At 62.4% G+C, this 23,664-nt stretch carries 28 protein-coding genes; 20 read left to right on the top strand and 8 right to left on the bottom strand.

What is annotated here, in order from left to right; translation table 11 throughout:
* Positions 1 to 105 precede the first annotated feature (105 nt).
* Positions 106 to 546 carry a CBS domain-containing protein gene (locus IV454_RS31010; RefSeq protein WP_206089426.1) on the bottom strand — a complete coding sequence of 147 codons (441 nt, stop codon included), beginning with the start codon at positions 544 to 546 and terminating at the stop codon, positions 106 to 108.
* A gap of 172 nt (positions 547 to 718) precedes the next feature.
* On the opposite strand from IV454_RS31010, the gene IV454_RS31005 reads away from it, so the two are divergent.
* The 12 genes from IV454_RS31005 to IV454_RS30950 all read left to right on the top strand — a co-directional run bounded on the left by IV454_RS31005 (position 719) and on the right by IV454_RS30950 (position 10,075).
* Entirely contained in the window at positions 719 to 1,495 is a 777-nt protein-coding gene (locus IV454_RS31005) for a uracil-DNA glycosylase family protein (protein ID WP_206089425.1), read from the top strand.
* Positions 1,496 to 1,809: 314 nt separating this feature from the next.
* Entirely contained in the window at positions 1,810 to 2,289 is a 480-nt protein-coding gene (gene iscR, locus IV454_RS31000) for a Fe-S cluster assembly transcriptional regulator IscR (RefSeq protein WP_206089424.1), read from the top strand.
* 19 nt (positions 2,290 to 2,308) lie between these two features.
* Complete coding sequence (locus IV454_RS30995) at positions 2,309 to 3,565, top strand: IscS subfamily cysteine desulfurase (protein WP_054263706.1); 1,257 nt, start codon at positions 2,309 to 2,311, stop codon at positions 3,563 to 3,565.
* Between the two features lie 27 nt (positions 3,566 to 3,592).
* On the top strand, positions 3,593 to 3,982 hold the full coding sequence (iscU, locus tag IV454_RS30990) for a Fe-S cluster assembly scaffold IscU (RefSeq protein ID WP_054263705.1): 390 nt from the start codon (positions 3,593 to 3,595) through the stop codon (positions 3,980 to 3,982).
* Between the two features lie 34 nt (positions 3,983 to 4,016).
* The gene (iscA, locus tag IV454_RS30985; protein WP_054263704.1) at positions 4,017 to 4,340 is read left to right on the top strand and encodes an iron-sulfur cluster assembly protein IscA; all 324 of its coding nucleotides are present in this window, start codon (positions 4,017 to 4,019) and stop codon (positions 4,338 to 4,340) included.
* Positions 4,341 to 4,362: 22 nt separating this feature from the next.
* The gene (hscB, locus tag IV454_RS30980; protein WP_206089423.1) at positions 4,363 to 4,878 is read left to right on the top strand and encodes a Fe-S protein assembly co-chaperone HscB; all 516 of its coding nucleotides are present in this window, start codon (positions 4,363 to 4,365) and stop codon (positions 4,876 to 4,878) included.
* 73 nt (positions 4,879 to 4,951) lie between these two features.
* Positions 4,952 to 6,841, top strand: coding sequence for a Fe-S protein assembly chaperone HscA (hscA, locus tag IV454_RS30975; protein WP_206089422.1), 1,890 nt, complete (start codon positions 4,952 to 4,954; stop codon positions 6,839 to 6,841).
* Between the two features lie 36 nt (positions 6,842 to 6,877).
* Positions 6,878 to 7,219: an ISC system 2Fe-2S type ferredoxin gene (gene fdx, locus IV454_RS30970; RefSeq protein WP_054263701.1), complete on the top strand. Its 342-nt coding sequence runs from the start codon at positions 6,878 to 6,880 to the stop codon at positions 7,217 to 7,219.
* 13 nt (positions 7,220 to 7,232) lie between these two features.
* Positions 7,233 to 7,427, top strand: a complete 195-nt coding sequence (iscX, locus tag IV454_RS30965; protein WP_206089421.1) for a Fe-S cluster assembly protein IscX — start codon at positions 7,233 to 7,235, stop codon at positions 7,425 to 7,427.
* Positions 7,414 to 8,310 carry a class I SAM-dependent methyltransferase gene (locus IV454_RS30960; RefSeq protein WP_206089420.1) on the top strand — a complete coding sequence of 299 codons (897 nt, stop codon included), beginning with the start codon at positions 7,414 to 7,416 and terminating at the stop codon, positions 8,308 to 8,310. The genes iscX and IV454_RS30960 overlap by 14 nt, the downstream gene beginning before the upstream one ends.
* Positions 8,307 to 9,344 (top strand): low-specificity L-threonine aldolase, encoded by a 1,038-nt coding sequence (gene ltaE, locus IV454_RS30955; protein ID WP_206089419.1) that lies wholly within the window; start codon positions 8,307 to 8,309, stop codon positions 9,342 to 9,344. Before IV454_RS30960 ends, ltaE begins: the two co-directional genes overlap by 4 nt.
* The gene (locus IV454_RS30950) at positions 9,341 to 10,075 is read left to right on the top strand and encodes an rRNA pseudouridine synthase (protein ID WP_206089418.1); all 735 of its coding nucleotides are present in this window, start codon (positions 9,341 to 9,343) and stop codon (positions 10,073 to 10,075) included. Before ltaE ends, IV454_RS30950 begins: the two co-directional genes overlap by 4 nt.
* A gap of 22 nt (positions 10,076 to 10,097) precedes the next feature.
* Here IV454_RS30950 and IV454_RS30945 read toward each other — a convergent pair whose 3' ends face one another.
* The 5 genes from IV454_RS30945 to IV454_RS30925 are packed head-to-tail and all read right to left on the bottom strand — an operon-like array spanning position 10,098 to position 12,747.
* Positions 10,098 to 10,388 carry a hypothetical protein gene (locus tag IV454_RS30945; RefSeq protein WP_206089417.1) on the bottom strand — a complete coding sequence of 97 codons (291 nt, stop codon included), beginning with the start codon at positions 10,386 to 10,388 and terminating at the stop codon, positions 10,098 to 10,100.
* A 32-nt stretch (positions 10,389 to 10,420) separates the two neighbouring features.
* Complete coding sequence (locus IV454_RS30940) at positions 10,421 to 10,969, bottom strand: RDD family protein (protein WP_054263695.1); 549 nt, start codon at positions 10,967 to 10,969, stop codon at positions 10,421 to 10,423.
* Positions 10,959 to 11,786, bottom strand: a complete 828-nt coding sequence (locus tag IV454_RS30935) for a DUF3106 domain-containing protein (protein ID WP_206089416.1) — start codon at positions 11,784 to 11,786, stop codon at positions 10,959 to 10,961. Before IV454_RS30935 ends, IV454_RS30940 begins: the two co-directional genes overlap by 11 nt.
* Before the next feature lie 2 nt (positions 11,787 to 11,788).
* Positions 11,789 to 12,181, bottom strand: a complete 393-nt coding sequence (locus IV454_RS30930) for a DUF3619 family protein (protein WP_054263693.1) — start codon at positions 12,179 to 12,181, stop codon at positions 11,789 to 11,791.
* A complete protein-coding gene (locus IV454_RS30925; RefSeq protein WP_054264656.1) occupies positions 12,178 to 12,747 on the bottom strand; it encodes an RNA polymerase sigma factor in 570 nt (189 codons plus the stop codon). Before IV454_RS30925 ends, IV454_RS30930 begins: the two co-directional genes overlap by 4 nt.
* A gap of 511 nt (positions 12,748 to 13,258) precedes the next feature.
* On the opposite strand from IV454_RS30925, the gene IV454_RS30920 reads away from it, so the two are divergent.
* From IV454_RS30920 to IV454_RS30890, 7 genes are all read left to right on the top strand, one after another.
* Positions 13,259 to 14,986 carry an acetolactate synthase 3 catalytic subunit gene (locus tag IV454_RS30920; RefSeq protein ID WP_206089415.1) on the top strand — a complete coding sequence of 576 codons (1,728 nt, stop codon included), beginning with the start codon at positions 13,259 to 13,261 and terminating at the stop codon, positions 14,984 to 14,986.
* Positions 14,986 to 15,477: an acetolactate synthase small subunit gene (gene ilvN / locus IV454_RS30915; protein WP_054263691.1), complete on the top strand. Its 492-nt coding sequence runs from the start codon at positions 14,986 to 14,988 to the stop codon at positions 15,475 to 15,477. Before IV454_RS30920 ends, ilvN begins: the two co-directional genes overlap by 1 nt.
* 47 nt (positions 15,478 to 15,524) lie before the next feature.
* Positions 15,525 to 16,541 (top strand): ketol-acid reductoisomerase, encoded by a 1,017-nt coding sequence (gene ilvC / locus IV454_RS30910; RefSeq protein WP_054263690.1) that lies wholly within the window; start codon positions 15,525 to 15,527, stop codon positions 16,539 to 16,541.
* A 485-nt stretch (positions 16,542 to 17,026) separates the two neighbouring features.
* Positions 17,027 to 17,776 carry an SIMPL domain-containing protein gene (locus tag IV454_RS30905; protein WP_054263689.1) on the top strand — a complete coding sequence of 250 codons (750 nt, stop codon included), beginning with the start codon at positions 17,027 to 17,029 and terminating at the stop codon, positions 17,774 to 17,776.
* 113 nt (positions 17,777 to 17,889) lie between these two features.
* Complete coding sequence (gene pssA / locus IV454_RS30900) at positions 17,890 to 18,756, top strand: CDP-diacylglycerol--serine O-phosphatidyltransferase (protein WP_206089414.1); 867 nt, start codon at positions 17,890 to 17,892, stop codon at positions 18,754 to 18,756.
* A 60-nt stretch (positions 18,757 to 18,816) separates the two neighbouring features.
* Entirely contained in the window at positions 18,817 to 20,361 is a 1,545-nt protein-coding gene (locus IV454_RS30895; protein WP_206089413.1) for a 2-isopropylmalate synthase, read from the top strand.
* Between the two features lie 5 nt (positions 20,362 to 20,366).
* Positions 20,367 to 21,047, top strand: a complete 681-nt coding sequence (locus tag IV454_RS30890; protein WP_206089412.1) for a hypothetical protein — start codon at positions 20,367 to 20,369, stop codon at positions 21,045 to 21,047.
* A 43-nt stretch (positions 21,048 to 21,090) separates the two neighbouring features.
* Here the strand turns inward: IV454_RS30890 and IV454_RS30885 are convergent, their stop codons facing one another.
* Positions 21,091 to 21,804 carry a hypothetical protein gene (locus tag IV454_RS30885; RefSeq protein WP_206089411.1) on the bottom strand — a complete coding sequence of 238 codons (714 nt, stop codon included), beginning with the start codon at positions 21,802 to 21,804 and terminating at the stop codon, positions 21,091 to 21,093.
* 272 nt (positions 21,805 to 22,076) lie between these two features.
* Here IV454_RS30885 and IV454_RS30880 point away from each other — a divergent pair, with 272 nt between their 5' ends.
* Positions 22,077 to 22,853 (top strand): transporter substrate-binding domain-containing protein, encoded by a 777-nt coding sequence (locus IV454_RS30880; protein WP_206089410.1) that lies wholly within the window; start codon positions 22,077 to 22,079, stop codon positions 22,851 to 22,853.
* A 230-nt stretch (positions 22,854 to 23,083) separates the two neighbouring features.
* Here the strand turns inward: IV454_RS30880 and IV454_RS30875 are convergent, their stop codons facing one another.
* Positions 23,084 to 23,569, bottom strand: coding sequence for a hypothetical protein (locus tag IV454_RS30875; protein WP_229521946.1), 486 nt, complete (start codon positions 23,567 to 23,569; stop codon positions 23,084 to 23,086).
* Positions 23,570 to 23,664 lie beyond the last annotated feature (95 nt).

The following is a 23,664-nucleotide window of genomic DNA, read 5'->3' as shown; positions in this document are numbered from 1 at the left end:
GGTTTGCGGCGCCGAGATGGCAGGCTTTGCTATAGGCCCGGCGTGGCCCCCCGCATGGTTGCAGGCGAGGCGGATGGCCCCGCCTGCGGCGATCTTCCGCAGTGTTTATTTCGCTTTTGCGGCACCGTCGGTTGGCGACGAAATTTCCTGCAAGGCCTCGCCGACGCCAGTGGTTTGCTTGGTTGCCATGTCGCCCAGCGACACGATGCCGACCAGCGAATGCGATTGCTGGTCCACGACCGGCACGCGGCGGATCTGCACGTCGCCCATCTGGGCCAGTACTTCATCGACCGGCTGGGTCGCGAAGCAGGTGCGCACTTCGGTGCTCATCACGTCGCCGACGCGGTGGCTTTCCGGCGCCTTGCCGGCAGCGGTGGAGCGCACGGTGATGTCGCGGTCGGTGATCATGCCGACCAGCTTGTCGCCGTCAACGACGGGAACGGAGCCGATATTGAATTCTTTCATGATCTGGGCTGCGCGGTGAACGCTGTCTTCCGGCGAAACGCGTTGCACATCGCGGGTCATGACATTTTGAATGGTTTGCATATATGAATCTCCAAAGCTGAATAGTTTAGTTGTTACTACATCATCCCAATCGGGTTGGCAGCATCATGCACGTTTTCCCAAAAACGGGCCGCGTGGTTGAAATTGCATCATCCGGCGTGCTGCGAGCAAGCCCGGTCGGCTACAATCCTCCCTTTTTTACCGGCAGGCTCCGATGTCCGTCCAACCCATTCCTCCCGCCATTCTCGACGCCGTGTCGCGTGCCGACCCGTCCTGGCAGCCGATCCTGCGCCAGGGATTGGAAGCGGTCATGCGCGCCGAGCCCCTGTACCTGCCGACCCTGGCCGCCGATACTTACCTGCCCACGGAACAGCGCCTGTTCGCCGCCTTTGCCTTGCCGCTCGACCAGGTCCGCTATGTGCTGGTGGGCGAGGGGCCATACCCGCGCGCCGAGAGCGCCACCGGCGTCTGCTTCATGGATGGGGCGGTCGGCAAGTTGTGGTGCGAGAGCGGGCTGTCCAAGCCGGTCAACAAGGCGACATCCTTGCGCAATTTCATGAAAATGCTGCTGGTGGCCGATGGGCAGTTGCAAGCGGGCGACACCGGCGGCGCCGCCTTGGCGCCGGTCGCGGCCGCCGCAGCGGGCAACGGCAGCATCCAGACCCTGGCCGAGTTGCAGCACAACCTGACTCGGCACGGGTTTTTGCTGCTCAATGCCTCGCTGGTGTTCCGTTCCCATGTGGCACCGGTGATCGATGCGCGCGCCTGGCTGCCCTTCCTGCAAACGGTGATGGCGGCCCTGGCTGCCCGGGACCAGGCTCCCACCCTGGTGTTATGGGGGAAAATTGCGGAACAATTACAAAAATTGCCAGAAACTAAGAATTTTCCGCAGCTGAGCTCCGAGCATCCGTATAATTTGTCATTCATCCGGCATGCCGGCATGCAAGCCCTGTTCGGGCCGATGCACTTGTTGCGCGCCGCTGGTCTTTGACCTGCCGGGTTTCATCGCGCTGGCGAATAAGCCACCAGACGGCAGAGGGCGGCAAGGGCGATCATCGACACGCCGTGGCATCAGTCCATGCATGGTGGATGAGTGGATGCCTTCCTTGCCCGGTGCAATGCCGGGCTCGTGCCCCGAAGTCCGGCCTGGCAGCCGTTGGGGGAAAACGGGGCGTCCCAAGACAAGATGCCCCGTCTTTGATATACTTGACTAATTCGATCAACTAATACGGTCATTGATGGCAGGATGCATCGACCTTGTTGATTGAATTGAGGCAATATTTTACCACCGTACCCGGGATTGTGATGCGTCTGACCACAAAAGGCCGTTTTGCTGTAACTGCGATGATCGATCTTGCCCTGCGACAGGGCAAGGGTCCTGTCACGCTGTCGGGCATCAGCCAGCGCCAGGCCATTTCGCTCTCGTATCTGGAGCAATTGTTCGGCAAGCTGCGCCGCCATGAAATCGTCGAGTCGATCCGCGGCCCCGGCGGCGGCTATAGTCTGGCGCGCCGCGCCGACAAGGTGACCGTGGCCGATATCATCATCGCGGTCGATGAGCCGCTCGACGCGACCCAGTGCGGCGGCAAGGAAAATTGCCATGGCGCCGATGCGGCCACCGGCACCCGCTGCATGACCCACGAGCTGTGGGCCACCCTGAACGAAAAAATGGTCGACTATCTCGATTCAGTGTCGCTGCAAGATCTGGTCGACCAGCAGAAACAAAAGAATTCTGAACAAAACGTCGTGCACGTACACCGCCCGCACGCCGCCGGACAAAATTGAAGCATATTGGAGTGATTTGATGAACGCGCCTTTGGACAAAAACCTCGAGCAGACTTTCGTGACTGCCCCGCATTTCCCGATCTACATGGATTATTCGGCGACGACGCCGATCGATCCGCGGGTCGCGGACAAGATGATTCCTTACCTGCGCGAGCAGTTCGGCAATCCGGCATCGCGCAGCCACATGTACGGCTGGACCGCCGAAGCGGCAGTCGAGGAAGCGCGCGCCCACGTGGCCGCCCTGGTCGGCGCCGATCCGCGCGAAATCATCTGGACCTCCGGCGCGACCGAAAGCAACAACCTCGCGCTCAAGGGCGCGGCCCAGTTCTACAAGACCAAGGGCAAGCACATCATCACCGTCAAGACCGAGCATAAAGCCGTGCTCGACACCGTGCGCGAACTCGAACGGGTCGGTTTCGACGCCACCTACCTCGACCCCCAGGATAACGGCCTGATCACGGTCGCCCAGCTCGAAGCGGCGATCCGTCCGGACACGATCCTGGTGTCGGTCATGCTGGTCAACAACGAAATCGGCGTGATCCAGCCGATCGAAGAGCTGGCCGCGCTGTGCCGTTCGAAAGGCATCATTTTCCATTGCGACGCCGCCCAGGCGACCGGCAAGGTGCATATCGACCTGGCCAACAGCAAGGTCGACCTGATGACCTTCACCGCGCACAAGACCTACGGTCCGAAAGGGATCGGCGCCCTGTACGTGCGCCGCAAGCCGCGCGTGCGCCTCGAAGCGCAGATGCATGGCGGCGGTCACGAGCGCGGCTTGCGCTCGGGCACCCTGGCGACCCATCAGATTGCCGGCATGGGCGAAGCCTTCCGCATCGCCAAGGAAGAGATGGACAGCGAAATCGTCCGCATCACCGCGCTGCGCGACCGTCTGGCCAAGGGCTTGCAAGAGATCGAGGAAGTCTATATCAATGGCGACATGGAACACCGCGTGCCGCACAACCTGAACGTGAGCTTCAATTACGTCGAGGGCGAGTCGCTGATCATGGCGATCAAGGATATCGCCGTGTCGTCCGGTTCGGCCTGTACCTCGGCCAGCCTGGAGCCATCGTATGTGCTGCGCGCCCTGGGCCGCAGCGATGAGCTGGCGCACAGCTCGATCCGCTTTACCATCGGCCGTTTTTCGACCGAAGCCGACATCGACTTCGCAGTGGACCTGCTCAAGTCGAAAGTCCACAAGCTGCGCGAACTGTCGCCGCTGTGGGATATGTTCAAAGAAGGCATCGACATCAGTTCGATCCAATGGGCAGCCCACTAACCGTATTGACTATTCAGGAGTTTTACCATGGCATACTCGGACAAAGTGTTGGACCACTACGAAAATCCACGTAACGTCGGCGCCTTCGACAAGGGCGACGACACCATCGGCACCGGCATGGTCGGCGCGCCGGCCTGCGGCGACGTGATGAAGCTGCAGATCAAGGTCGGCGCCGATGGCCTGATCGAAGATGCGAAGTTCAAGACCTACGGCTGCGGCTCGGCGATTGCCTCGTCGTCGCTGGTGACCGAATGGGTCAAGGGCAAGACCCTGGACCAGGCGCTGTCGATCAAGAATACCCAGATCGCCGAAGAACTGGCACTGCCACCGGTCAAGATTCACTGCTCGATCCTGGCGGAAGACGCGATCAAGGCGGCCGTACTGGACTACAAGACCAAGCATCCGGCTGTTGCCTGAAGTTGATATAAGCGTTGTACTCGCGGAGGGAAACATGGCAATCACACTGACCGAAAAAGCAGCCAAGCACATCAACCGCTACATCGAACGTCGCGGCAAGGGTGTCGGCTTGCGTTTTGGCGTGCGCACCACGGGCTGCTCGGGCCTGGCCTACAAGCTCGAATATGTCGATGAAGCGGCGGCCGAGGACAATGTCTTCGAGTCGCACGGCGTGAAGGTCTTTGTCGACCCGAAAAGCTTGCCGTACATCGATGGCACCGAGCTCGACTTCACGCGCGAGGGCTTGAACGAAGGCTTCCGCTTCAACAATCCGCACGTCAAGGATGAGTGCGGTTGCGGCGAAAGCTTCCGCATCTGACCTCGGTCGGATAGCCGCACCCATGCAGAATCACTTCGATCTCTTCAACCTGCCGCCCCGTTTCTCGCTCGATATGGGCGCCCTCGATACGGCTTACCGCGACGTCCAGGGGCAGGTGCATCCCGACCGCTTCGTCAATGCAACCGACGCCGAAAAACGGGTCGCCATGCAGTGGGCGACGCGCGCCAACGAAGCCTACCAGACCCTGAAAAACCCGCAAAAGCGCGCGCAGTATTTGTGCGAGCAGAACGGCGTCGACCTGCAAACCGAGTCCAACACGGCCATGCCGATGGCATTCCTGATGCAGCAGATGGAGTGGCGCGATTCGCTCGGCGACGCGCGTGCGGCCAAGGATCTGGACGCGCTCGAAGCGCTCGACGAGCAGGTCAAGCTGGAGCGCACCTCGCGCCTGGTCCAGATCGGCGAACAGCTCGATGCGGGTGATTACGAGCGAGCGGCGCAAGGGGTGAGGGCGCTGATGTTTCTGGAAAAATTTGGTGAAGAACTCAGCTTCGCATTCGACGCGCTCGAACAATAAGAACAGCTTGGACGCTTGCGCCAGGCGTGCCCGCGACGCGGGCACTCGCGTATAAAAAGAAATCGGTAATCACATGGCACTTTTGCAAATTTCAGAACCCGGCATGTCGACCGCACCGCACCAGCATCGGCTGGCTGTCGGCATCGACCTGGGTACCACCAACTCGCTGGTCGCCACCGTGCGCAGCGGCAGTCCCGAAGTGTTGAGCGACGAAGAGGGCCGGCCGCTGCTGCCGTCCATCGTGCGCTACCTGCCGAACGGCCACGCCCATATCGGCTACAAGGCCCAGGCCCATCAGACCACCGACCCGAAGAACACCATCGTCTCGGTCAAGCGCTTCATGGGGCGCGGCCTGGCCGACATCGCCTACGCTGAAAACCTGCCCTACGATTTCCAGGACTCGCCCGGCATGGTGCAGCTCAAGACCGTGGCCGGCGTCAAAAGCCCGGTTGAAATCTCGGCCCAGATCCTGGCCACCCTGCGCCAGCGCGCCGAAGACTCGCTCGGCGACGAGCTGGTCGGCGCCGTCATCACCGTGCCCGCCTACTTCGACGACGCCCAGCGCCAGGCCACCAAGGATGCGGCCCAACTGGCCGGCCTGAACGTGCTGCGCCTCTTGAGCGAGCCGACCGCCGCGGCCATCGCCTACGGACTCGATCACGGTTCCGAAGGCGTGTTCGCCGTCTACGACCTGGGTGGCGGCACCTTCGACATCTCCATCCTCAAGCTGTCCAAGGGCGTGTTCGAGGTGCTGTCCACGGGCGGCGATTCCGCGCTCGGCGGCGACGACTTCGACCACCGCCTGTTTTGCTGGATCTGCGAACAGGCCAAGCTGGCTCCCTTGTCCGACGAAGACACCGCCATCCTGATGGTCAAGTCGCGCCAGGCCAAGGAACTGCTGTCGACCAATGCCGACACCACCATCGACGCCATGCTCAACTCCGGCGAGATCGTGCATGTGAAAATCAGCGCCGAAGTCTTTGCCGACATCACCAGGCACCTGGTCAACAAGACCATGACCGCGATCAAAAAAGCCATGCGCGACGCCTCGGTGCCGGTCGACGATGTCGATGGCGTGGTCATGGTCGGCGGCGCCACCCGCATGCCGCACGTGCGGCGCGCGGTCACTGAATTTTTCAAGACCATCCCGCACGCGAACATCGATCCGGACAAGGTAGTGGCGCTGGGCGCCGCCATCCAGGCCAATCTGCTGGCCGGTAACCGCGCCGCCGGCGACGACTGGCTGCTGCTCGACGTGATCCCGCTCTCGCTCGGCATCGAGACGATGGGCGGGCTGGTCGAAAAAATCATTCCCCGCAATTCGACCATTCCCTGCGCCCGCGCCCAGGAATTCACCACCTTCAAGGATGGCCAGACCGCACTGGCGGTACACGTGCTGCAGGGCGAGCGCGAACTGGTGTCGGACTGCCGTTCGCTGGCGCGCTTCGAGCTGCGCGGCATTCCGCCGATGGTGGCGGGCGCCGCGCGCATCCGCATCACTTACCAGGTCGATGCCGATGGCTTGCTGTCGGTGTCGGCGCGCGAAACCCGTTCCGGCGTCGAAGCGTCGATCACCGTCAAGCCATCCTACGGCCTGGCTGACGATGAAGTGGCGCGCATGCTGCAAGACTCGTACAACTCGGCCCAGGTCGACATGGTGCGGCGCGCGCTGCGCGAAGAACAGGTCGAGGCCGAGCGCATTTTGCTGGCCACGCAGTCGGCCCTGGACGGCGACGCCGCGCTGCTATCGAGCGAGGAACGCGCTGCGGTCGACACCTTGATGGACGGCGTGCGCGCCGCGCTGGCGGCATCGAACGTGGAGGAGGGCGAACCCGGACAGAAGCAGGCCGCGCTGCACGCCGCCGTCGATGCGCTGGCCCACGGCACCGAAGAATTCGCGTCGCGCCGCATGGACCAGAGCGTGCGCTCGGCGCTGGCCGGCAAAACGCTCGACGAAATTTAAGCAAGAAACTTAAGCAACGCTACCAGGACAATCACCGTGCCACAAATCGTATTCCTTCCCCATCCCGTTTTCTGCCCTGAAGGCGCCGTCATCGAGGCGCCCGCCGGCAAGTCGGTGTGCGACGTCATGCTCGAAAACGATATCGAAATCGAGCACGCCTGCGACCGCGTGTGCGCCTGCACCACCTGCCACGTGCTGGTGCGCGAAGGCTACGCCTCGCTCAACGAGCCCGAGGAAAAAGAAGAAGACCTGCTCGACCGCGCGTGGGGCCTGGAGCCCGTATCGCGCCTGTCGTGCCAGGCGATCGTGGGAACCGAAGACCTGGTGGTCGAGATTCCGAAGTACACGATCAATCACGCGGCCGAAAAGAACCATTGATCAGGAGAGCGCCATGAAATGGAGCGACATCACGGCCATCGCCGAGGCGCTGTTCGACAAACACCCCGAGGTCGATCCGGCCACCGTGCGTTTCGTCGACCTGCACAACTGGGTAGTTGAACTCGACGGCTTCGACGACGACCGCACCCGCGGCGGCGAGAAGGTACTGGAAGCGATTCAGATGGCGTGGATCGATGAAGCGCGCTGACACGTCCGCCGACAAGGCCAGGCCGGCTGAAACCTTGGCGCCCGAAATCCGTCCGGGCCAGTCGATCGCGCTGCTGCAGGAACTGCACATCCTCACGCGCGACGGCAAACTCAATCAGGACAGCCGCCGCAAACTCAAGCAGGTGTATCACCTGTACCAGTTCATCGAGCCGCTGCTCAAGGAAGTCCAGCAGGACCACGCCGCCATTTCGCTGGTCGACCATGGCGCCGGCAAGTCCTACCTGGGTTTCATCCTGTACGACCTGTTCTTCAAGGGCCTGGACGATGGCTCGCGCATCTACGGCATCGAAACGCGCGAAGAACTGGTGCAAAAGTCGACCGCGCTGGCGCACAAGCTGGGCTTTCCCGGCATGTCCTTCCTGAACCTGTCGGTGGCCGAATCGACCCGCTCCGACAAGCTGCCGGACCAAATCGATATCGTCACCGCGCTCCACGCCTGCAACACGGCGACCGATGACGCCATCGATTTCGCGCTCAAGAAGCGCGCCAAATTCATGGTGCTGGTGCCGTGCTGCCAGGCCGAAGTGGCCACGGTCCTCAAGAAGAACAAGGGCAAGGACCTGGGCAAGAGCGCGCTGACCGAAATCTGGCGCCACCCGCTGCACACGCGCGAATTCGGCAGCCAGGTCACCAACGTGCTGCGCTGCCTGCAGCTCGAAGCGCACGGTTACCAGGTCAACGTGACGGAGCTGGTGGGCTGGGAGCATTCGATGAAAAATGAGCTGATCATCGCCAGCTACAAGAACCTGCCGCGCAAGCGTCCCACCGACCGCTTGCAGGAAGTCCTCGCCACGCTCGGCCTGGAAGAAATGGGCGAGCGTTTCTACACTCAACATGTAGCGGAAGCCGAATTGACGACATGAGCCACGACGCCCCCTGGATTGACCTGCGCAGCGACACCGTCACCCAACCGGGCGACGCCATGCGCGACGCCATGCACAGCGCCCCCGTGGGCGACGACGTGTACGGCGACGACCCCACCGTCAACCGCCTGCAGGACACGGCCGCCGAGATGTTCGGCTATGAGGCCGGCCTGTATGCGCCATCCGGCACCCAGAGCAATCTGATCGCGCTGCTGCTGCACTGCGCGCGTGGCGACGAGTATCTGGTCGGCCAGGAGGCGCACACCTATAAATACGAAGGCGGAGGCGCCGCGGTGCTGGGCAGCATCCAGCCGCAGCCGATCGCCAACCAGCCGGACGGCAGCATCGCGCTGGCCGACATCGACGCTTACATCAAGCCGGACGACATGCACTTCGCGCGCACCCGCGTGCTGGCGCTGGAAAACACCATCGGCGGGCGCGTTCTCGGCGCCAGCTACATGGCGGCGGCCACCACGCTCGCGCATGCGCGCGGCCTGGTCACGCACCTCGACGGCGCGCGCATCTGCAACGCCGCCGTCAAGCAGGGCATCAGCCTGAGCGCGGCCTGCGCGGGTTTCGACAGCGTTTCGGTCTGCCTGTCCAAGGGCCTGGGCGCGCCGGTCGGCTCGGTCCTGCTGGGCAATAAAGCCTTTATCGAACAGGGCAAGCGCTGGCGCAAGATGCTCGGCGGCGGCATGCGCCAGGCTGGCATGATCGCGGCGGCCGGCTTGTACGCCCTCGAACACAATGTGCAGCGCCTGGCCGACGACCACACCAACGCCGCCAACCTGTCGCGCGGGCTTGCGCGGATTGCCCAGCTCAAGGTGGCCACGCCGCAAACCAATATTTTCTATATCGAGGTGCCGCCAGCCGCCTGCGACGCCCTGCGCGCCACCTTGGCGCGCGAGCATATCCGCGCCACCGTCGGCCAGCATACGCGCCTGGTCACGCACCTCAACATCACGGCCGCCGACGTCGACAAAGTCGTCGCCGTATTCACCGCATTTTTTAAAGACTGGCACCCAGCTGCATGAATGATTCCACCATCCGCCTCGCCAAGCGCGTTTCCGAAATGATGCCGTGCTCGCGCGCGGAAGCCGACAAGTACATCGCCGGGGGCTGGATCAAGGTTGACGGCGTCGTCGTCGAGGAGGCCGGCGCCCGCGTGGCCGACGAGCAGGACGTCGTCATCCATCCCGAGGCTACCCTGGTCGAACTGGCACCCGTCACCATCCTGTTCCACAAGCCGGCCGGCTACAGCGCCGGGGCGGACACCGACGCCGAACCGGCCGTCAACCTGCTCACGCAAGAGAACCTGCTGGTGGCGGAACACGGCAAGCAGCGCTTCCTCAAGCGCCACCTGGCCAATCTGACCTTGACGTCGCCCCTGGAGGCCAAGGCCAGCGGCCTGGTGGTGTTCACCCAGGACTTCCGCGTGGCGCGCAAGCTGGTCGACGAAGGCGCGAGGGTCGAGCAGGAATTCGTGGTCGAAGTCAAAGGGACTATCCGTGAAGGCGGCCTGGCGCTGCTCAATCACGGCCTCACGTTCAACGGCAAGGAAATCGCACCGATGAAGGTCAGCTGGCAGAACGAAACGCGGCTGCGCTTCGCGCTCAAGGGCGTCAAGCCCGGCCAGCTGATGCACATGTGCCGGCTGGTGGGCCTGAGCATCGTCAGCGTCAAGCGCCTGCGCATCGGCCGCGTGCCGATGGCCAGCCTGGCGCCAGGGCAGTGGCGCTATCTGCACGACTACGAGCGCTTCTGACGGTATGCCGGCAAGTGCGCGCCTATCGCTTCGTCTTTTGATTCGAGCGCACGTTGCGCGAAAAATACCCGGGCTCCTTTTTCGCGACCCAGGCGATAAACGCGCGAATATCGTCGTGCTCCCGCAAAGCCTCCCAGGTATGGAAGGACTTGAACAGTTCATGCTCGGTGAAGGTCGAATGGATTTTCTGGTGGCAGATCTTGTGAATGTCGAACTGCTCGCGTCCCTTGTACGTCTTGGGAATGAGATGATGGCGGTCGACGTGGGCCTTGCCCAGAGGGCGGCCGCACAAGGGGCATAAGGCGTCGCTCATCATGACCTCCTCACTGCTGCCAGCTTCGAAAATCAGGCCTCTGCGGGCTTGGCTGCCTGCTCAGCCTTGCCGGCCTTGACCGGCTTGGGCAGGAGAATCAGCCGGGTGCCAGCCAGCCTGTCGTGCAAGAACTGGCGGTCCTCGTAGATAAACGCTGTCATCGCCCACAGTGCGACATTGATCGCCAGCGCGATCGCCACCTCGGTCTTGCTGGTCAGATGAAAACGCCAGCAAATCACCAATGCCGGCAACACCCAGCCCCATGCCAGCAGGTAGCGCACCACGGCCGCCTTGAGCGGCACGCTCGCATAGCCGACCTTGACCAGCTTGATACGCCAGGTTTTCATGGCCAAGGTGTATCCCTTGTCGGTCCACGAATAGATGAAATAGGCGCCCGGCACCAGGAACAGCACGACAGTGCGGCCATGTTCGATAATGCTCTGGCTCATTTTCTGGGTGACCAGCAGGAAGACGAGCAGGCCGAACATGACCACGGCGGCCAGCAGGAACAGCTCGTACACCATGCAGATCAGACGACGTTTCAGGGTAGGCGTGGCAATCGGGGTCGTGCTATTTTGCATTGGATACGGGAGCAGCCGGGGGGGCCGGCGGTGTGATAGGTGAAATGGTGGCCGGCGGCGTGGCCGGCACGGCCAGCGGTGCGCCCGCGGACGGGCTGGCGATGCAGCGCGGCACGGCGGCCGGGGCATTGCGGATCGTGCCGGGCGGACAGGCGGCAGGCGGCTTGGTCGGTGCAACCGGCTTGGTCTGGGTGGTCGGCGGCAGGTTGGTAACCTGCTTTTTCGCGACAGCGGCGTCAAGTGCCAGCTTTTTCTTTTCTTCGTCGGGCAATTGCTGGTATTTTTCCCATTCGACCGACTTCTTGCTCTTGTCGAGTTTTTTGCTCAGGGTATAGTTTTCGCGCGCCAGGCGCCGCTCCGCAGGCGTGAGCTTGATCCAGTCGCGCATGCGCTCCTGCACCCGCAACTGCTCATCGGGTTTCATCGAGGAATAGCGGTTGGCGATATCGACCCACTTTTGCTTGCGCGCCGTTTCCATGTTGTCCCACTCGCCCTTGAGCGGGTCGAGCGCGAGCTGCTGCGGGCGCGAGAGGTCTTTCCACAAGAGTTTGTCGCCCAGGGGCGCCGCTTTGACAGTGCCAGGCGCGGCCGTGGCTGGCGCGGGCTTGACGACGGGCGCCAGGACCGGCGCGGGCTTGGAAATGGGGGCGGTGGCTGGCGCCGGCGTCTGCCCTGGAACGGCGGCCGGGGCTTGCAGGGGAGCGCCGGCGGGCGCGGGCGCACCGCTCTGGGCTGCGGCGCTACCCGCCGCGCCAGTTGCTGCCAACAAGGCAAGGGCGAGCGCCAGGGACGTCAACGACGGGGTCGCGTAGGTCATCCTTATTGGCCGCGCTGCGCGAGGTAGGCGTTGAAACCCTGGTCCAGATACGCCGTCAGCGGTAACTCGTCGGACAGGACTGCCGCGTCGAGCTCGGCGATTTCAGCGATGCGCTGCTGTTCTTCGTACTGATACACGCCGGCCAGGCCCGCCACCAGCGCCATCAGGGGAAGCGCCACGCCCATGCGGCCGAGCGAGGAAAACGAAAACAGGGCGCCGATATTGCCAGCCAGCTGGGTTTGCGCCGCCTTGACGGGCGCGTGCGGCTTCTTGCGCGCCATCGCGGCGGCGCGCGCGGCGGCCAGGCGCTCGCTGGTCGACACGGGCATGTCGTCGAGGTGTTCGTTCAGGGCATGGCGTACCTTGTACGCAAAATTCAGATCGTCGGTATTCATAATTTTATTCCCTTGGCTTTCAGCGCTTCAGCGAGGGTATGGGTCGCTCGCGAGCAGTGCGTTTTGACACTTCCCTCGGAACACCCCATCGCTTCGGCTGTTTCAGCCACGTCCATGTCTTGCCAGTAACGCATGAGGAAGGCTTCCCGTTGACGCGCCGGCAGTTTTTGTACTTCGGCATCGATCAGGGTCAAGGTTTGCTGGCGCTCGACCTGGTCGGCGCTCGACTCCGCCGAGGCCGAACCTTGTTCCGCCTCAAGCGACTCAAGTATATCAAATTCTTCGTCTTCTCCATCGCGCTTGCCCATGCCCGAGAAGAGGCTGACCCAGGTATTGCGCACCTTTTCACGCCGGAAGTAATCGAGGATGGTGTTTTGGAGAATGCGCTGGAACAGCATCGGCAGCTCGGCCGCCGGCTTGTCTCCGTATTTTTCGGCGAGCTTGATCATCGCGTCCTGCACGATATCCAGGGCCGCTTCATCCTTGCGGACGGCGTACACGGCTTGCTTGAAAGCGCGCCGCTCGACATTCTCAAGAAAATCGGATAACTCTTTGTCTGTGGCCATGCGAACAGGGGTGGGATGTGACGAAACCTTGAAGCACCTCAGGTACATAGCCTGTGGGCATTGGAGAAAACTGACGCATGCTAGCAAAGAATGCGTCTTTTTGCATGATATTTACGGTGATTGCCCTGCGCAACGCCACGAAAGCAGCCGGACCGGGCCGATTTAACTTGACCGCAATGGTGCAACGCAGTAAGGTATATGACGCTTTGCAACCCCGAAGCTGTATGGTCAAGTCGAGAACGCCACACAAGGCCAACATCGACGTGACGCGCTTTCATATGTAGGCAGTTTGCTCTAACCCGCGCCACAAGCGCGAGAGGTTCGCAGTAATCGCTACAGAAACTCACGCCAAACGAGTTGCGTTTAGCGCCGGTTCGTAACGTATCTATGGGTACGTGAAAGATCGACGTGACCGCAGAAAGAAGGGAAGCCTGAGCACTGTCGCGACACGTGTATCTCGTTAGGAAAGAGCATCCGATCACCTCCCAATGGGTCTTGAAAGGAATGTATCATGAACAACGAATCATCGGCCACCATCACGGGGTCCGAAATACTTGTCCGTTGTCTGGCGGAAGAAGGCGTCAAACACGTTTTCGGTTATCCAGGCGGCGCCGTACTCTACATCTACGACGCCATCTTCAAGCAAGACAAATTCCAACACGTCCTGGTACGCCATGAGCAGGCCGCCGTGCATGCGGCAGATGCCTATTCGCGCAGCTCGAACACCGTCGGCGTGGCCCTGGTCACCTCCGGTCCGGGTGTCACCAATGCCGTCACCGGCCTGGCGACGGCGTACATGGATTCGATTCCGATGGTCGTCATTTCCGGCCAGGTGCCCAGCACCGCGATCGGCCAGGATGCCTTCCAGGAATGCGATACCGTCGGCATCACGCGCCCCTGCGTCAAGCACAATTTCCTCGTGAAGGATGTGAAAGACCTGGCCGCCACAATCAAGAAAGCGTTCTTCATTGCGCGCACCGGCCGTCCCGGTCCGGTCCTGGTCGATATTCCCAAAGACATCAGCATGCACAAATGCGTCTACGACTATCCGAAGGATATCGAGATGCGCTCGTACAAGCCGATCGACAAGGGCCATTCGGGCCAGATCCGCAAGGCCGTGCAATTGCTGCTGCAAGCGGAACGGCCGATGATCTACACCGGCGGCGGCGTGATCCTGGCCAATGCCTCGCCCGAGCTGAACAAGCTGGTCGACAAGCTGGGTTTTCCGGTCACCAACACCCTGATGGGCCTGGGCGCCTACCGCGCATCGAGCGACAAGTTCCTCGGCATGCCCGGCATGCACGGCACCTACGAAGCGAACATGGCGATGCAGCACTGCGACGTCCTGATCGCCATCGGCGCCCGCTTCGACGACCGTGTGATCGGCAACCCGAAACACTTCGCCTCCAACCCGCGCAAGATCATCCACGTGGACATCGATCCATCGTCGATTTCCAAGCGGGTCAAGGTCGATATTCCCATCGTCGGCAACGTCAAGGACGTGCTGATCGAATTCCTGGCGCAGCTCGACGCCGCCGACGCCAAGGTCAATGCCGCCCCGCTGAAAGACTGGTGGAAGCAGATTGGCGAATGGCGTGGCCGCGACTGCCTGAAATACGCCGATTCCGACCTCGTCATCAAGCCGCAATCGGTGGTGCAAAAGGTGTGGGAAATCACCAAGGGCGACGCTTTTATTACGTCCGACGTCGGCCAGCACCAGATGTGGGCGGCCCAGTACTACCCGTTCGACAAGCCGCGCCGCTGGATCAATTCCGGCGGCCTGGGCACGATGGGTGTGGGCTTGCCGTACGCCATGGGCGTGCAGATGGCCAATCCCGACGCCACGGTCGCCTGCATCACCGGCGAAGGCTCGATCCAGATGTGCATCCAGGAACTGGCTACCTGCAAGCAGTACCACCTGACGCCGAAAATCATTTTGCTCAACAACCGCTTCCTCGGCATGGTGCGCCAGTGGCAACAGATCGATTACGGTTCGCGCTATTCCGAGTCCTACATGGATTCGCTGCCGGACTTCTCGATGCTGGCCGAATCGTTCGGCCACGTCGGCATGAAGATCGACAAGCCGGGCGACGTCGACGGTGCACTGAAAGAAGCCTTCGGCATGAAAGACCGCCTCGTGTTCATGAACTTCATCACTGACCAGTCCGAAAATGTCTGGCCGATGGTCAAGGCCGGCAAGGGCTTGTCCGAAATGCTGCTCGGCTCGGAGGACCTGTAATGCGCCATATCATTTCTGTCCTGCTCGAAAACGAAGCCGGTGCGCTCTCGCGCGTGGTCGGGCTGTTTTCCGCCCGCGGCTACAACATTGAAACCCTGACCGTGGCGCCGACCGAAGACGCCACCCTGTCGCGCATGACCATCGTCACCAGCGGCTCGGACGATGTGATCGAACAGATCACCAAGCACCTGAACCGCCTGATCGAGGTGGTCAAGGTGGTCGACCTGACCGAGGGCGCGCATATCGAGCGCGAACTCATGCTGATCAAGGTGCGCGCGGTCGGCAAGGAACGCGAAGAGATGAAGCGCACCGCGGATATCTTCCGCGGCCGCATCATCGACGTCACGGAAAAGACTTACACGATCGAGCTGACCGGCAACAAGGGCAAGCTCGACGCGTTCATCGATTCCATCGACCGCGCCTCCATCCTCGAAACGGTACGTACCGGTGGATCGGGTATCGGCCGGGGCGAACGCATCCTCAAAGTTTAATCCGTGCCCACGCGCACGTCCTCACACTAAAAATTATAGGAAATAACATGAACGTTTTTTACGACAAAGATTGCGACCTCTCCCTCGTTAAAGGCAAGAACGTTGCCATCATCGGCTACGGTTCGCAAGGCCATGCGCACGCACAGAACCTGAACGATTCGGGTGTCAACGTCACCGTCGGCCTGCGCAAGGGCGGCGCGTCGTGGACCAAGGTCGAGCAGGCTGGCCTGAAAGTGGCGGAGGTCAATGATGCGATCAAGGCGGCCGACATCATCATGATCTTGCTTCCGGACGAAAACATCGCCCAGGTGTACACCGAGAATGTGGCGCCGCACGCCAAGCAGGGCGCCGTACTGGCCTTCGCCCACGGCTTCAACGTGCACTACGGCCAAGTTGTTCCACGCGCCGACCTCGACGTGATCATGATCGCGCCGAAAGCCCCGGGCCACACCGTGCGCGGTACCTACGCAGCCGGTGGCGGCGTGCCGCACCTGATCGCTGTGTATCAGGACAAGTCCGGCTCGGCGCGCGATATCGCCCTGTCGTACGCCATGGCCAACGGCGGCGGCCGTGCCGGCATCATCGAAACCAACTTCCGTGAAGAAACCGAGACCGATCTGTTCGGCGAACAAGCGGTCCTGTGCGGCGGTGCGGTCGAGCTGATCAAGGCTGGCTTCGAAACCCTGACCGAAGCGGGCTACGCGCCGGAAATGGCGTACTTCGAGTGCCTGCACGAGCTCAAGCTGATTGTCGACCTGATCTACGAAGGCGGCATTGCCAACATGAACTACTCGATCTCGAATAATGCCGAGTACGGCGAATACGTGACGGGTCCGAAAGTGGTAACCTCGGCCACCAAGGATGCGATGCGTCAGTGCCTGAAGGATATCCAGACCGGCGAATACGCCAAGAGCTTTATCCTGGAAAACAAGGCTGGTGCGCCGACCCTGATCTCGCGCCGCCGTTTGACGTCCGAGCACCCGATCGAAGAAGTCGGCGCCAAGCTGCGCGCGATGATGCCGTGGATCGCCAAGAACAAGCTGGTGGATCAGTCGAAGAACTAAGCGTCCCCTCGTCGTTCCCGCGCAGGCGGGAACCCAAGTTAGTTGAGTAACGAGTGACTGAGCTACGGACTTGGGTTCCCGCCTCTCCAGGAACTGGCTTTTGGACTCGATGGCGTTAGGTTCAGCATTTTTCCGACCACAAACTCCAAGACCGTCTTTCCCGCGCAGGCGGGAATCCAATTCCGTAGCGCAGTCACAGGCGGCTCGACGAACTTGGATTCCCGCCTGCGCGGGAAAGACGGAGCATAAGTTAGCGCCATTTGGAACCGGCCTCTGGCTTTGCACAGTTCCAAGAGATTTGAGGAGTTTCCTTGAAACTGGGCGCTGCGCGGGAACGACGCGTGATGAGATGTAATCAACCTTCTCAAATTTGCAAATTTTGATTACAACGGTACGTGGTCCTTCCGATTCCGGGTATCGTCCGGGTTAACCAAGCTGATGAGGTAGAAATGCCTCGTGTGCTTGTCATTCACCTGGAGAAAATCATGTCCCTCAAAAAAATTGCATTAATCGCCGCCCTGACCCTCGCCACCCAAGCGCACGCCCAAACGCAGCTTGCGACCGCCGGCGCGATGGTGATTGTTCCCGCCTACGGTGAAGTCACCCATCCGAACGACCAGGTCGTCGCCACCTTCTTTATCGAAGAGCAGGACAAGGACAAGGCCGCCGCCGCCTCGCGCGTGAACCAGAAGATGAAGCAGGGCACCGAGATCGTGCGCCGCGAAGATCCGAAAGCAATCCTCAAGACGGTCGGCTACTATACCTACCCGATCTATCCGGAAGTGGTGCCGCGTCCGGATGGCCAACCGCAGCCTCGTCCGCTCGTGCCGACCGGCTGGAGAGTCGGCCAGTATCTGGAAGTGAAAACCACCAACCTGGCTAACCTGCCGAAGATGACGGCCGCCGTGCAAAAAATCCTGGCCCTGAACGGCCTCAATTTCGGCCTCTCGCCCGACACCACCCGCAAGCTCGACGCCCAGCGCCTCATCGCCACCTACAAGAACCTGAACGAAAGGGTCGCCGCGATCGCCAGCGCCATGGGCCGCACCCTGGCCGAAGCAGTGGTCGATACGGTGGACTTTGAGGGGTCCGGCAACTATGGTGGCCAGCAAGACTCCGCCCCGATGCTGATGCGCGCCGCCAAGGCGGAATCGACCGAAGTGGCCGAACCGAGCTTCGAACCGGGCGAAACCACCCTGCAGATGCGTCTTGTTGGAAAGGTGAAATTCAGGTAAAAGTATCTGATCGCTAAGTTGACGGTGCTCCCACTATAATAAGTGGCAAACCAGCCGCGTCCACTTTCGGACGCGGCCGCAGCAAGCGATCCAATTACTTGAAACGGAAACATATGGCCACCTTCCCACGCCGCAGAAAGCCCTCAGTCCCGAAAGCGAAGGGTGGCAAGCTATCCCGCTTTAGCAAGATTGGCCGCCGGGTCGATGCCGACGGCAACCCGATGCGGCGCCGTGGAATCTACCTGTTACCGAATGCCTTCACCACCGCCGCGCTGTTCTGCGGTTTTTACGCCATCGTCATGGCCATGAACCAGCGCTTCGAACACGCCGGCTGGGCCATTTTCATCGCCATGGTCCTCGATGGCCTCGACGGGCGCATCGCCCGCCTGACCAACACCCAATCCGAATTCGGCGCCCAGTACGACAGCCTGGCCGACATGGTTTCCTTCGGCGCCGCGCCGGCGCTGGTGATCTACGAATGGTCGCTGCGCGGCCTTGGCAAATTCGGCTGGCTGGCCGCCTTTGTCTATTGCGCCGGCGCCGCCTTGCGCCTGGCGCGCTTCAACACCAATATCGAAGTGGTCGACAAGCGCTTCTTCCAGGGCTTGCCCAGCCCGGCTGCCGCCGCCATGGTGGCCGGCTTCGTGCTGATGATGAGCGACCTCGGTTTTTCCGGCGCCGAGCTGCCGTGGCTCTCGTGGGGCATCGCGCTGTTCGCCGGCCTGACCATGGTCACCAACGTCCCGTTCTACAGCTTCAAGGATGTCAACTTCCGCAAATCGGTCCCGTTCATCGCCGTGTTCCTGATCGCGCTGGCGCTGGCGCTGGTCTCGATCGACCCGCCAAAAGTACTGATGCCGCTGTTTGTTATTTATGGTTTGTCCGGCTATGCCGTGTACGCGTGGCGCCTTGCGAAAGGCAAGCCGGTGAGCATCGTGCAGACCGACGACGACCCTGTCGACCCGAGCGAACGCCGCTGACCATCGATGCGATTCGATGGCAGCCGGCGCACGCCCTTACACTAGCCCAATGGAGCCGCCATGACGAATTCGAATCGCCTGATCATTTTTGACACCACCCTGCGCGACGGCGAGCAATCGCCCGGCGCCTCGATGACCAAGGATGAAAAGGTCCGCATTGCGCGCCAGCTCGAGCGCATGCGCGTCGACGTCATCGAGGCCGGCTTCGCGGCCGCCTCGCCGGGCGACTTCGAAGCCATCCGCGCCATTGCCGGCGCGGTGCGCGAATCGACCATCTGCTCGCTCTCGCGCGCCAACGACCGCGACATCGCGCGCGCCGCCGAAGCGCTGGCGCCGGCCGAACGCAAACGCATCCACACCTTCATCGCCACCTCGCCCCTGCACATGAAGATGAAGCTGCGCATGGAGCCGGAGCAGGTCCTGGAACAGGCGAAAATCGCCATCCGCTGCGCGCGCCAGTACACCGACGACATCGAGTTCTCGCCTGAAGACGGCAGCCGCTCCGACGAAGATTTTCTGTGCCGCGTGCTCGAAGCGGTGATCGCCGAAGGCGCCACCACCATCAACTTCCCCGACACGGTCGGCTATGCGGTGCCCGACGTATTCGGCGCCACCATCTTGCGCCTGCGCGAACGCATCCCCAACTCCGACAAGGCCATCTGGTCGGTCCACTGCCACAACGACCTTGGGCTGGCGGTGGCCAACTCGCTGGCCGGCGTGATGATCGGCGGCGCGCGCCAGATCGAATGCACCATCAATGGCCTGGGCGAACGCGCCGGCAACACCGCGCTCGAAGAAGTCGTGATGGCGCTGCGCACCCGCAGCGACTACTTCGGCCTGGAACTGGGCATCGACACTACGCAGATCGTGGCGGCCTCGAAAATGGTGTCGCAGATCACCGGCTTCGCCGTGCAGCCGAATAAGGCCGTGGTGGGCGCCAACGCCTTCGCGCACGCCTCCGGCATCCACCAGGACGGCATCCTGAAGGCGCGCGAAACGTACGAGATCATGCGCGCCGAAGACGTGGGCTGGGCCGCCAACAAGATCGTGTTGGGCAAACTGTCGGGCCGCAACGCGTTCAAGGAACGCCTGCGGGAATTGGGCATCGAGCTCGAATCCGAAGCCGAAGTCAATGCCGCCTTTGCCCGCTTCAAGGAACTGGCCGACCGCAAGTCCGAGATCTTCGATGAAGACATCATGGCGCTCGTCTCGGACGAGGAACACGCCCAGGAAAACGAACATTACCGCTTCGTGTCGCTGGCGCAGCGCTCCGAAACCGGCGAAATCCCGACCGCCAGGGTGGTGTTCGCGATCGGCGGCAAGGAGTTTTCGTGCGAAGGCGAGGGCGACGGCCCGGTCGACGCCACCGTCAACGCCATCGAAAAGGAAGCGGCCAGCGGCGCCGAACTGGTGCTGTTTTCGATCAACGCGATCAGCAACGGTACCCAGTCCCAGGGCGAGGTCACGATGCGCCTGTCGCGTTCGGGCCGCATCGTCAACGGCGTCGGCTCGGACCCGGACATCATCGTCGCCTCGGCCAAGGCCTATTTGTCGGGCCTGAACAAGCTGCACTCGAAGATCGAGCGCGTCAACCCGCAGCAGTAGGCGGCATGCGACGGTCCTTACTGTGCTTCGCCGGTGTGTTGTTGGTCGCCGGCGCCGCGCGCGCAAGCTCCTGCTCCTACGAGCATATCGACTGGGCCCGCACCAGCGCGACCGGCGAGATCGTGGTCGGCGCGAGCTTCGGCACGCTGCGCAGCCTCGATGGGGGCAAGACCTGGCTGGACGCGGACGCCGAGGAAGCCGGGCATCCCGCTCCCGTGGCCACCGCCCCGCAGGAGTCGTTCGTGCATACCGACGCCGACGGCGTGCAGTACGCCACCCGCGCCGACCGCCGTCGCCGCCATCTGGTGCGCAAGGCCGGCAAAGGCGCGCGCTGGACCCGGCTGCCACTGCGATTCGACGCCGCCGATGCTCCCTCCAGCGCCGTCCTGGTGGGCGGGAACGGGCGCACCCTGTACTTCATCGGCGGTGCCGATTCGTACGGATGGCCGGTGCTGCCCGTCGCCTTGTACCGCGCCACGGCGGGCAAGGCCGAGAAGCTGGCCGACCTTGATCAATCCGTGCGCGAAGGCGCGTATCCATTCTTCCTCGCCGGCGACGGCAGCATGGCCTATGCCGGCCCCAATCAGCTGTGGGTCAGCTTTGCGGCAGGTGCCGGCTGGACCCGGATCGAAGGGCAGTCCCTGACCAGCCGGCCCTGGAGGACGTGCTACAAAGTGAGTATGTGAGGGCGTGCGTGCGCGTCTGCCGCTACCTGGACCTGAGGCGCGCTTACCATTTCTGCTCGGTGGCCGCCTGTTCGCTCTTTTCGCAGGTGGTCTTCTTGTGCTGGATGCCGTTTTTCATGATGTCCAGCCCATCGGGCGCGTGATTCGATTCGACCGTGATGCAGTAGGTGCCGTTGGCGCCGACCACCCGGTAGCGCCGCCGGCTGTATGGGCCGGGATCGATGATCTCGGTGACCTTGGGCGCCTCGTACCAGCGGTTGGGCGCGGCGTCGGCGGCCGCCTGCATGCCCTGCGCCAGCCGGCTTGCCCCGTTGGTCACGGGTGCGGTGATCGGCTGCCCTGGATGGGCCTTGCGCAAATCCTGGTCGATTTTTCCGATGCTGCGCCTGGCTTGCTGCATGATGTCGGCCGCGCTCGGCGCCAGTGTCGATGGCGCCTCGGCCGTCACCGCCTCGGCCGGCTGTTCGGTGGCTGGCTGTGCCGGCGCCGGCGCGGCGCGGGCGGGGCGGAGTGCCGCGCTACTTGCGCCAGCCGTTTTTCTCACCTCAGGCCGTGGCGGCGGTGGCGGCGCCGGCACCTTCGGCTTGGCCTGCGGCGTGATCGTGACCCACTGGATGCGCTGGTCCGGATCGTGATCGACGGGCGGGAGGCGTCGCGCATATTGCCAGCCAACAATCAGCAAGCCGTGCACGAGCACTGTCAACGCCAATGCCGCAGTGTGGCGTTGTGGTGGCGGTGGCGTGAAAGTGAGGTTCATGGGCGCGAGTATAAACACGGTTTCGGTGGCGTAACAGAAGCGCCCTTGCCTCTTTTTATCTCTTTGCAAAAGTGGCGCGCGGCGGTACCTTGGGGGCCGCCAGCCGAACCCGCGCTGCGGCGCAGTCGGCGGCGATCGCCCACGCGCTCGGGCCGCGATCAAGCCGACGCTGCTCCTGGACCGATCGTGGTTAAATGGTGCACTGATGAGGTGTTCCTTGAACCCTGCCTGGGGAGTGGCGAACGGATGAGTATATCGATGACGGCGCAGTCATGCGACTGAGATATCTGGCGCTGGCGCTGGTGCTGGCACTGCGCCTGGCGCATGGCGCCGAAACCGTGCAACTGGCGACCTATTACGACTATGTGCCCTGGTTCGTGCCGGGCCAGCCATCGGCCGGGTTCAATGCCCTCCTGGCGAGCAAGCTGAACGGCATGTCCGGCGGGCGTTACCATTTTGAATCGGTCTACATTCCGCGCCGGCGGCTCGATGTGCTTTTGCATGAGGGGAAGGCGAGCATCGTCGTTCCCTGGGTGCATCCGCGCTTTTTCGACGATCCCGGGCGCACGCGCTATCTCTGGACGGCGGCCCTGATGGACGACGAATCGCTGGTGGTGTCGTCACGCGCGGCGCCGCTGGAGTACGATGGGCCGGACTCCCTGCGCGGCAAGCGCTTCGGTGCCCCGAGCGGGCACCGTTTTCCCGACCTGGACCCACTGATTGCCGCCGGCGCCATCACGCGCATCGATGTGCCGCAGATCAAGAATGCGCTGCAAATGATTGTCTTGAACCGGCGCCTGGACTTTACCATTGTCGACCGTTCCACCCTGGACGCGCTCAGGAACGATCCCTTCATGGATGCAGCGCTGCTGCACGTGGCCAGCCGGCCGAGGACGGCCTCGTACGAGCGCAGCATGCTGGTGCCGCTCGACAAACCCGAGCTGTACCGCTTTCTGCAGGGAGCGGTCGATGCGCTAAGGAATGACAGGAATTGGCTGGCGCCGCATCGGCGTTCATCGGAACACCAGGCTGCGCCGGCTGACAGGTAAGCGTGACGCCGGCGCCTGCCAACGATGGCCGTGCGCGCTGCCTCAATGCGGTTGAACCGGTACAAGGAACCGGTACCGAAGATCGGCATCGCCGAAGGCAAGGCCACGGCGGTTCTTTCGGTACAAGACCCGGCTGGGGGAATGCGCGCGTTTGAATTCAATCTGGGTCCATGTAGCGCGGCCCCGTCCTCGACCTTCGCTGAGACAAATAATTCTCAGCCGCCCCTTGCTCAATCCCTGAAAAACCCGCGCTTCTCCTCATACATCGGGTCCGGCCCGCTGATCATCTTCCTGACGATGCCGGCGCGGTCGAAGTGCACATGCATCATCGAATTCCACACGCCGCTCTCTTTATATCGGTACGACCACACCTCCAGGTCCGACAGCGCCAGGTAGGACCGCTCGGCCGGACGTCCCACGGTCGCCATCACATCGGCCCTGGTCGCCTTGTCGATCTTGATGCGCCCGAAACCGACATCGCCCAGCACCTGCTCGAAGGCAATCAGCCTGCCGTCCGGCCCCATGCGCGCCATCCAGGTGAACTGGCCGAACGGCCCGGTGGCGTATTCCAGCACCTGGCCCGAGGGCAGGGAGTGGACTGCGGTCGGCTCGCCGAACTTGGCGCGCACCGCCTCGAAGGTGTCGCCCGGCAGCGGCGGCGTGCGCATCATCGCCGCGCAGCCGCCCAGGGCCAGCAGGGCGCTCAGGATTGCCATTTTGACTATTTTTTGCATAAAAACCACCTTTGACAGGACCAAAACACCATCATGCACCAGCTTGCGCCAAGCTTCACTGGCAGCACGCCGGATTT

It is taken from the genome of Massilia antarctica (assembly GCF_015689335.1).
GTDB lineage: Bacteria > Pseudomonadota > Gammaproteobacteria > Burkholderiales > Burkholderiaceae_D > Telluria_A > Telluria_A antarctica.
Note: the sequence above shows the minus strand (reverse complement) of the source record. Positions and strands in the feature narration are given on the sequence as shown.

Bases quoted from the DNA above. Each gene is read 5' to 3' on its own strand.
- IV454_RS31010 (WP_206089426.1), bottom strand. From the start codon at position 546: ATGCAAACCATTCAAAATGTCATGACCCGCGATGTGCAACGCGTTTCG.
- IV454_RS31005 (WP_206089425.1), top strand. From the start codon at position 719: ATGTCCGTCCAACCCATTCCTCCCGCCATTCTCGACGCCGTGTCGCGT.
- iscR (WP_206089424.1), top strand. From the start codon at position 1,810: ATGCGTCTGACCACAAAAGGCCGTTTTGCTGTAACTGCGATGATCGAT.
- IV454_RS30995 (WP_054263706.1), top strand. From the start codon at position 2,309: ATGAACGCGCCTTTGGACAAAAACCTCGAGCAGACTTTCGTGACTGCC.
- iscU (WP_054263705.1), top strand. From the start codon at position 3,593: ATGGCATACTCGGACAAAGTGTTGGACCACTACGAAAATCCACGTAAC.
- iscA (WP_054263704.1), top strand. From the start codon at position 4,017: ATGGCAATCACACTGACCGAAAAAGCAGCCAAGCACATCAACCGCTAC.
- hscB (WP_206089423.1), top strand. From the start codon at position 4,363: ATGCAGAATCACTTCGATCTCTTCAACCTGCCGCCCCGTTTCTCGCTC.
- hscA (WP_206089422.1), top strand. From the start codon at position 4,952: ATGGCACTTTTGCAAATTTCAGAACCCGGCATGTCGACCGCACCGCAC.
- iscX (WP_206089421.1), top strand. From the start codon at position 7,233: ATGAAATGGAGCGACATCACGGCCATCGCCGAGGCGCTGTTCGACAAA.
- IV454_RS30960 (WP_206089420.1), top strand. From the start codon at position 7,414: ATGAAGCGCGCTGACACGTCCGCCGACAAGGCCAGGCCGGCTGAAACC.
- ltaE (WP_206089419.1), top strand. From the start codon at position 8,307: ATGAGCCACGACGCCCCCTGGATTGACCTGCGCAGCGACACCGTCACC.
- IV454_RS30950 (WP_206089418.1), top strand. From the start codon at position 9,341: ATGAATGATTCCACCATCCGCCTCGCCAAGCGCGTTTCCGAAATGATG.
- IV454_RS30945 (WP_206089417.1), bottom strand. From the start codon at position 10,388: ATGAGCGACGCCTTATGCCCCTTGTGCGGCCGCCCTCTGGGCAAGGCC.
- IV454_RS30940 (WP_054263695.1), bottom strand. From the start codon at position 10,969: ATGCAAAATAGCACGACCCCGATTGCCACGCCTACCCTGAAACGTCGT.
- IV454_RS30935 (WP_206089416.1), bottom strand. From the start codon at position 11,786: ATGACCTACGCGACCCCGTCGTTGACGTCCCTGGCGCTCGCCCTTGCC.
- IV454_RS30930 (WP_054263693.1), bottom strand. From the start codon at position 12,181: ATGAATACCGACGATCTGAATTTTGCGTACAAGGTACGCCATGCCCTG.
- IV454_RS30925 (WP_054264656.1), bottom strand. From the start codon at position 12,747: ATGGCCACAGACAAAGAGTTATCCGATTTTCTTGAGAATGTCGAGCGG.
- IV454_RS30920 (WP_206089415.1), top strand. From the start codon at position 13,259: ATGAACAACGAATCATCGGCCACCATCACGGGGTCCGAAATACTTGTC.
- ilvN (WP_054263691.1), top strand. From the start codon at position 14,986: ATGCGCCATATCATTTCTGTCCTGCTCGAAAACGAAGCCGGTGCGCTC.
- ilvC (WP_054263690.1), top strand. From the start codon at position 15,525: ATGAACGTTTTTTACGACAAAGATTGCGACCTCTCCCTCGTTAAAGGC.
- IV454_RS30905 (WP_054263689.1), top strand. From the start codon at position 17,027: ATGTCCCTCAAAAAAATTGCATTAATCGCCGCCCTGACCCTCGCCACC.
- pssA (WP_206089414.1), top strand. From the start codon at position 17,890: ATGGCCACCTTCCCACGCCGCAGAAAGCCCTCAGTCCCGAAAGCGAAG.
- IV454_RS30895 (WP_206089413.1), top strand. From the start codon at position 18,817: ATGACGAATTCGAATCGCCTGATCATTTTTGACACCACCCTGCGCGAC.
- IV454_RS30890 (WP_206089412.1), top strand. From the start codon at position 20,367: ATGCGACGGTCCTTACTGTGCTTCGCCGGTGTGTTGTTGGTCGCCGGC.
- IV454_RS30885 (WP_206089411.1), bottom strand. From the start codon at position 21,804: ATGAACCTCACTTTCACGCCACCGCCACCACAACGCCACACTGCGGCA.
- IV454_RS30880 (WP_206089410.1), top strand. From the start codon at position 22,077: ATGCGACTGAGATATCTGGCGCTGGCGCTGGTGCTGGCACTGCGCCTG.
- IV454_RS30875 (WP_229521946.1), bottom strand. From the start codon at position 23,569: ATGGCAATCCTGAGCGCCCTGCTGGCCCTGGGCGGCTGCGCGGCGATG.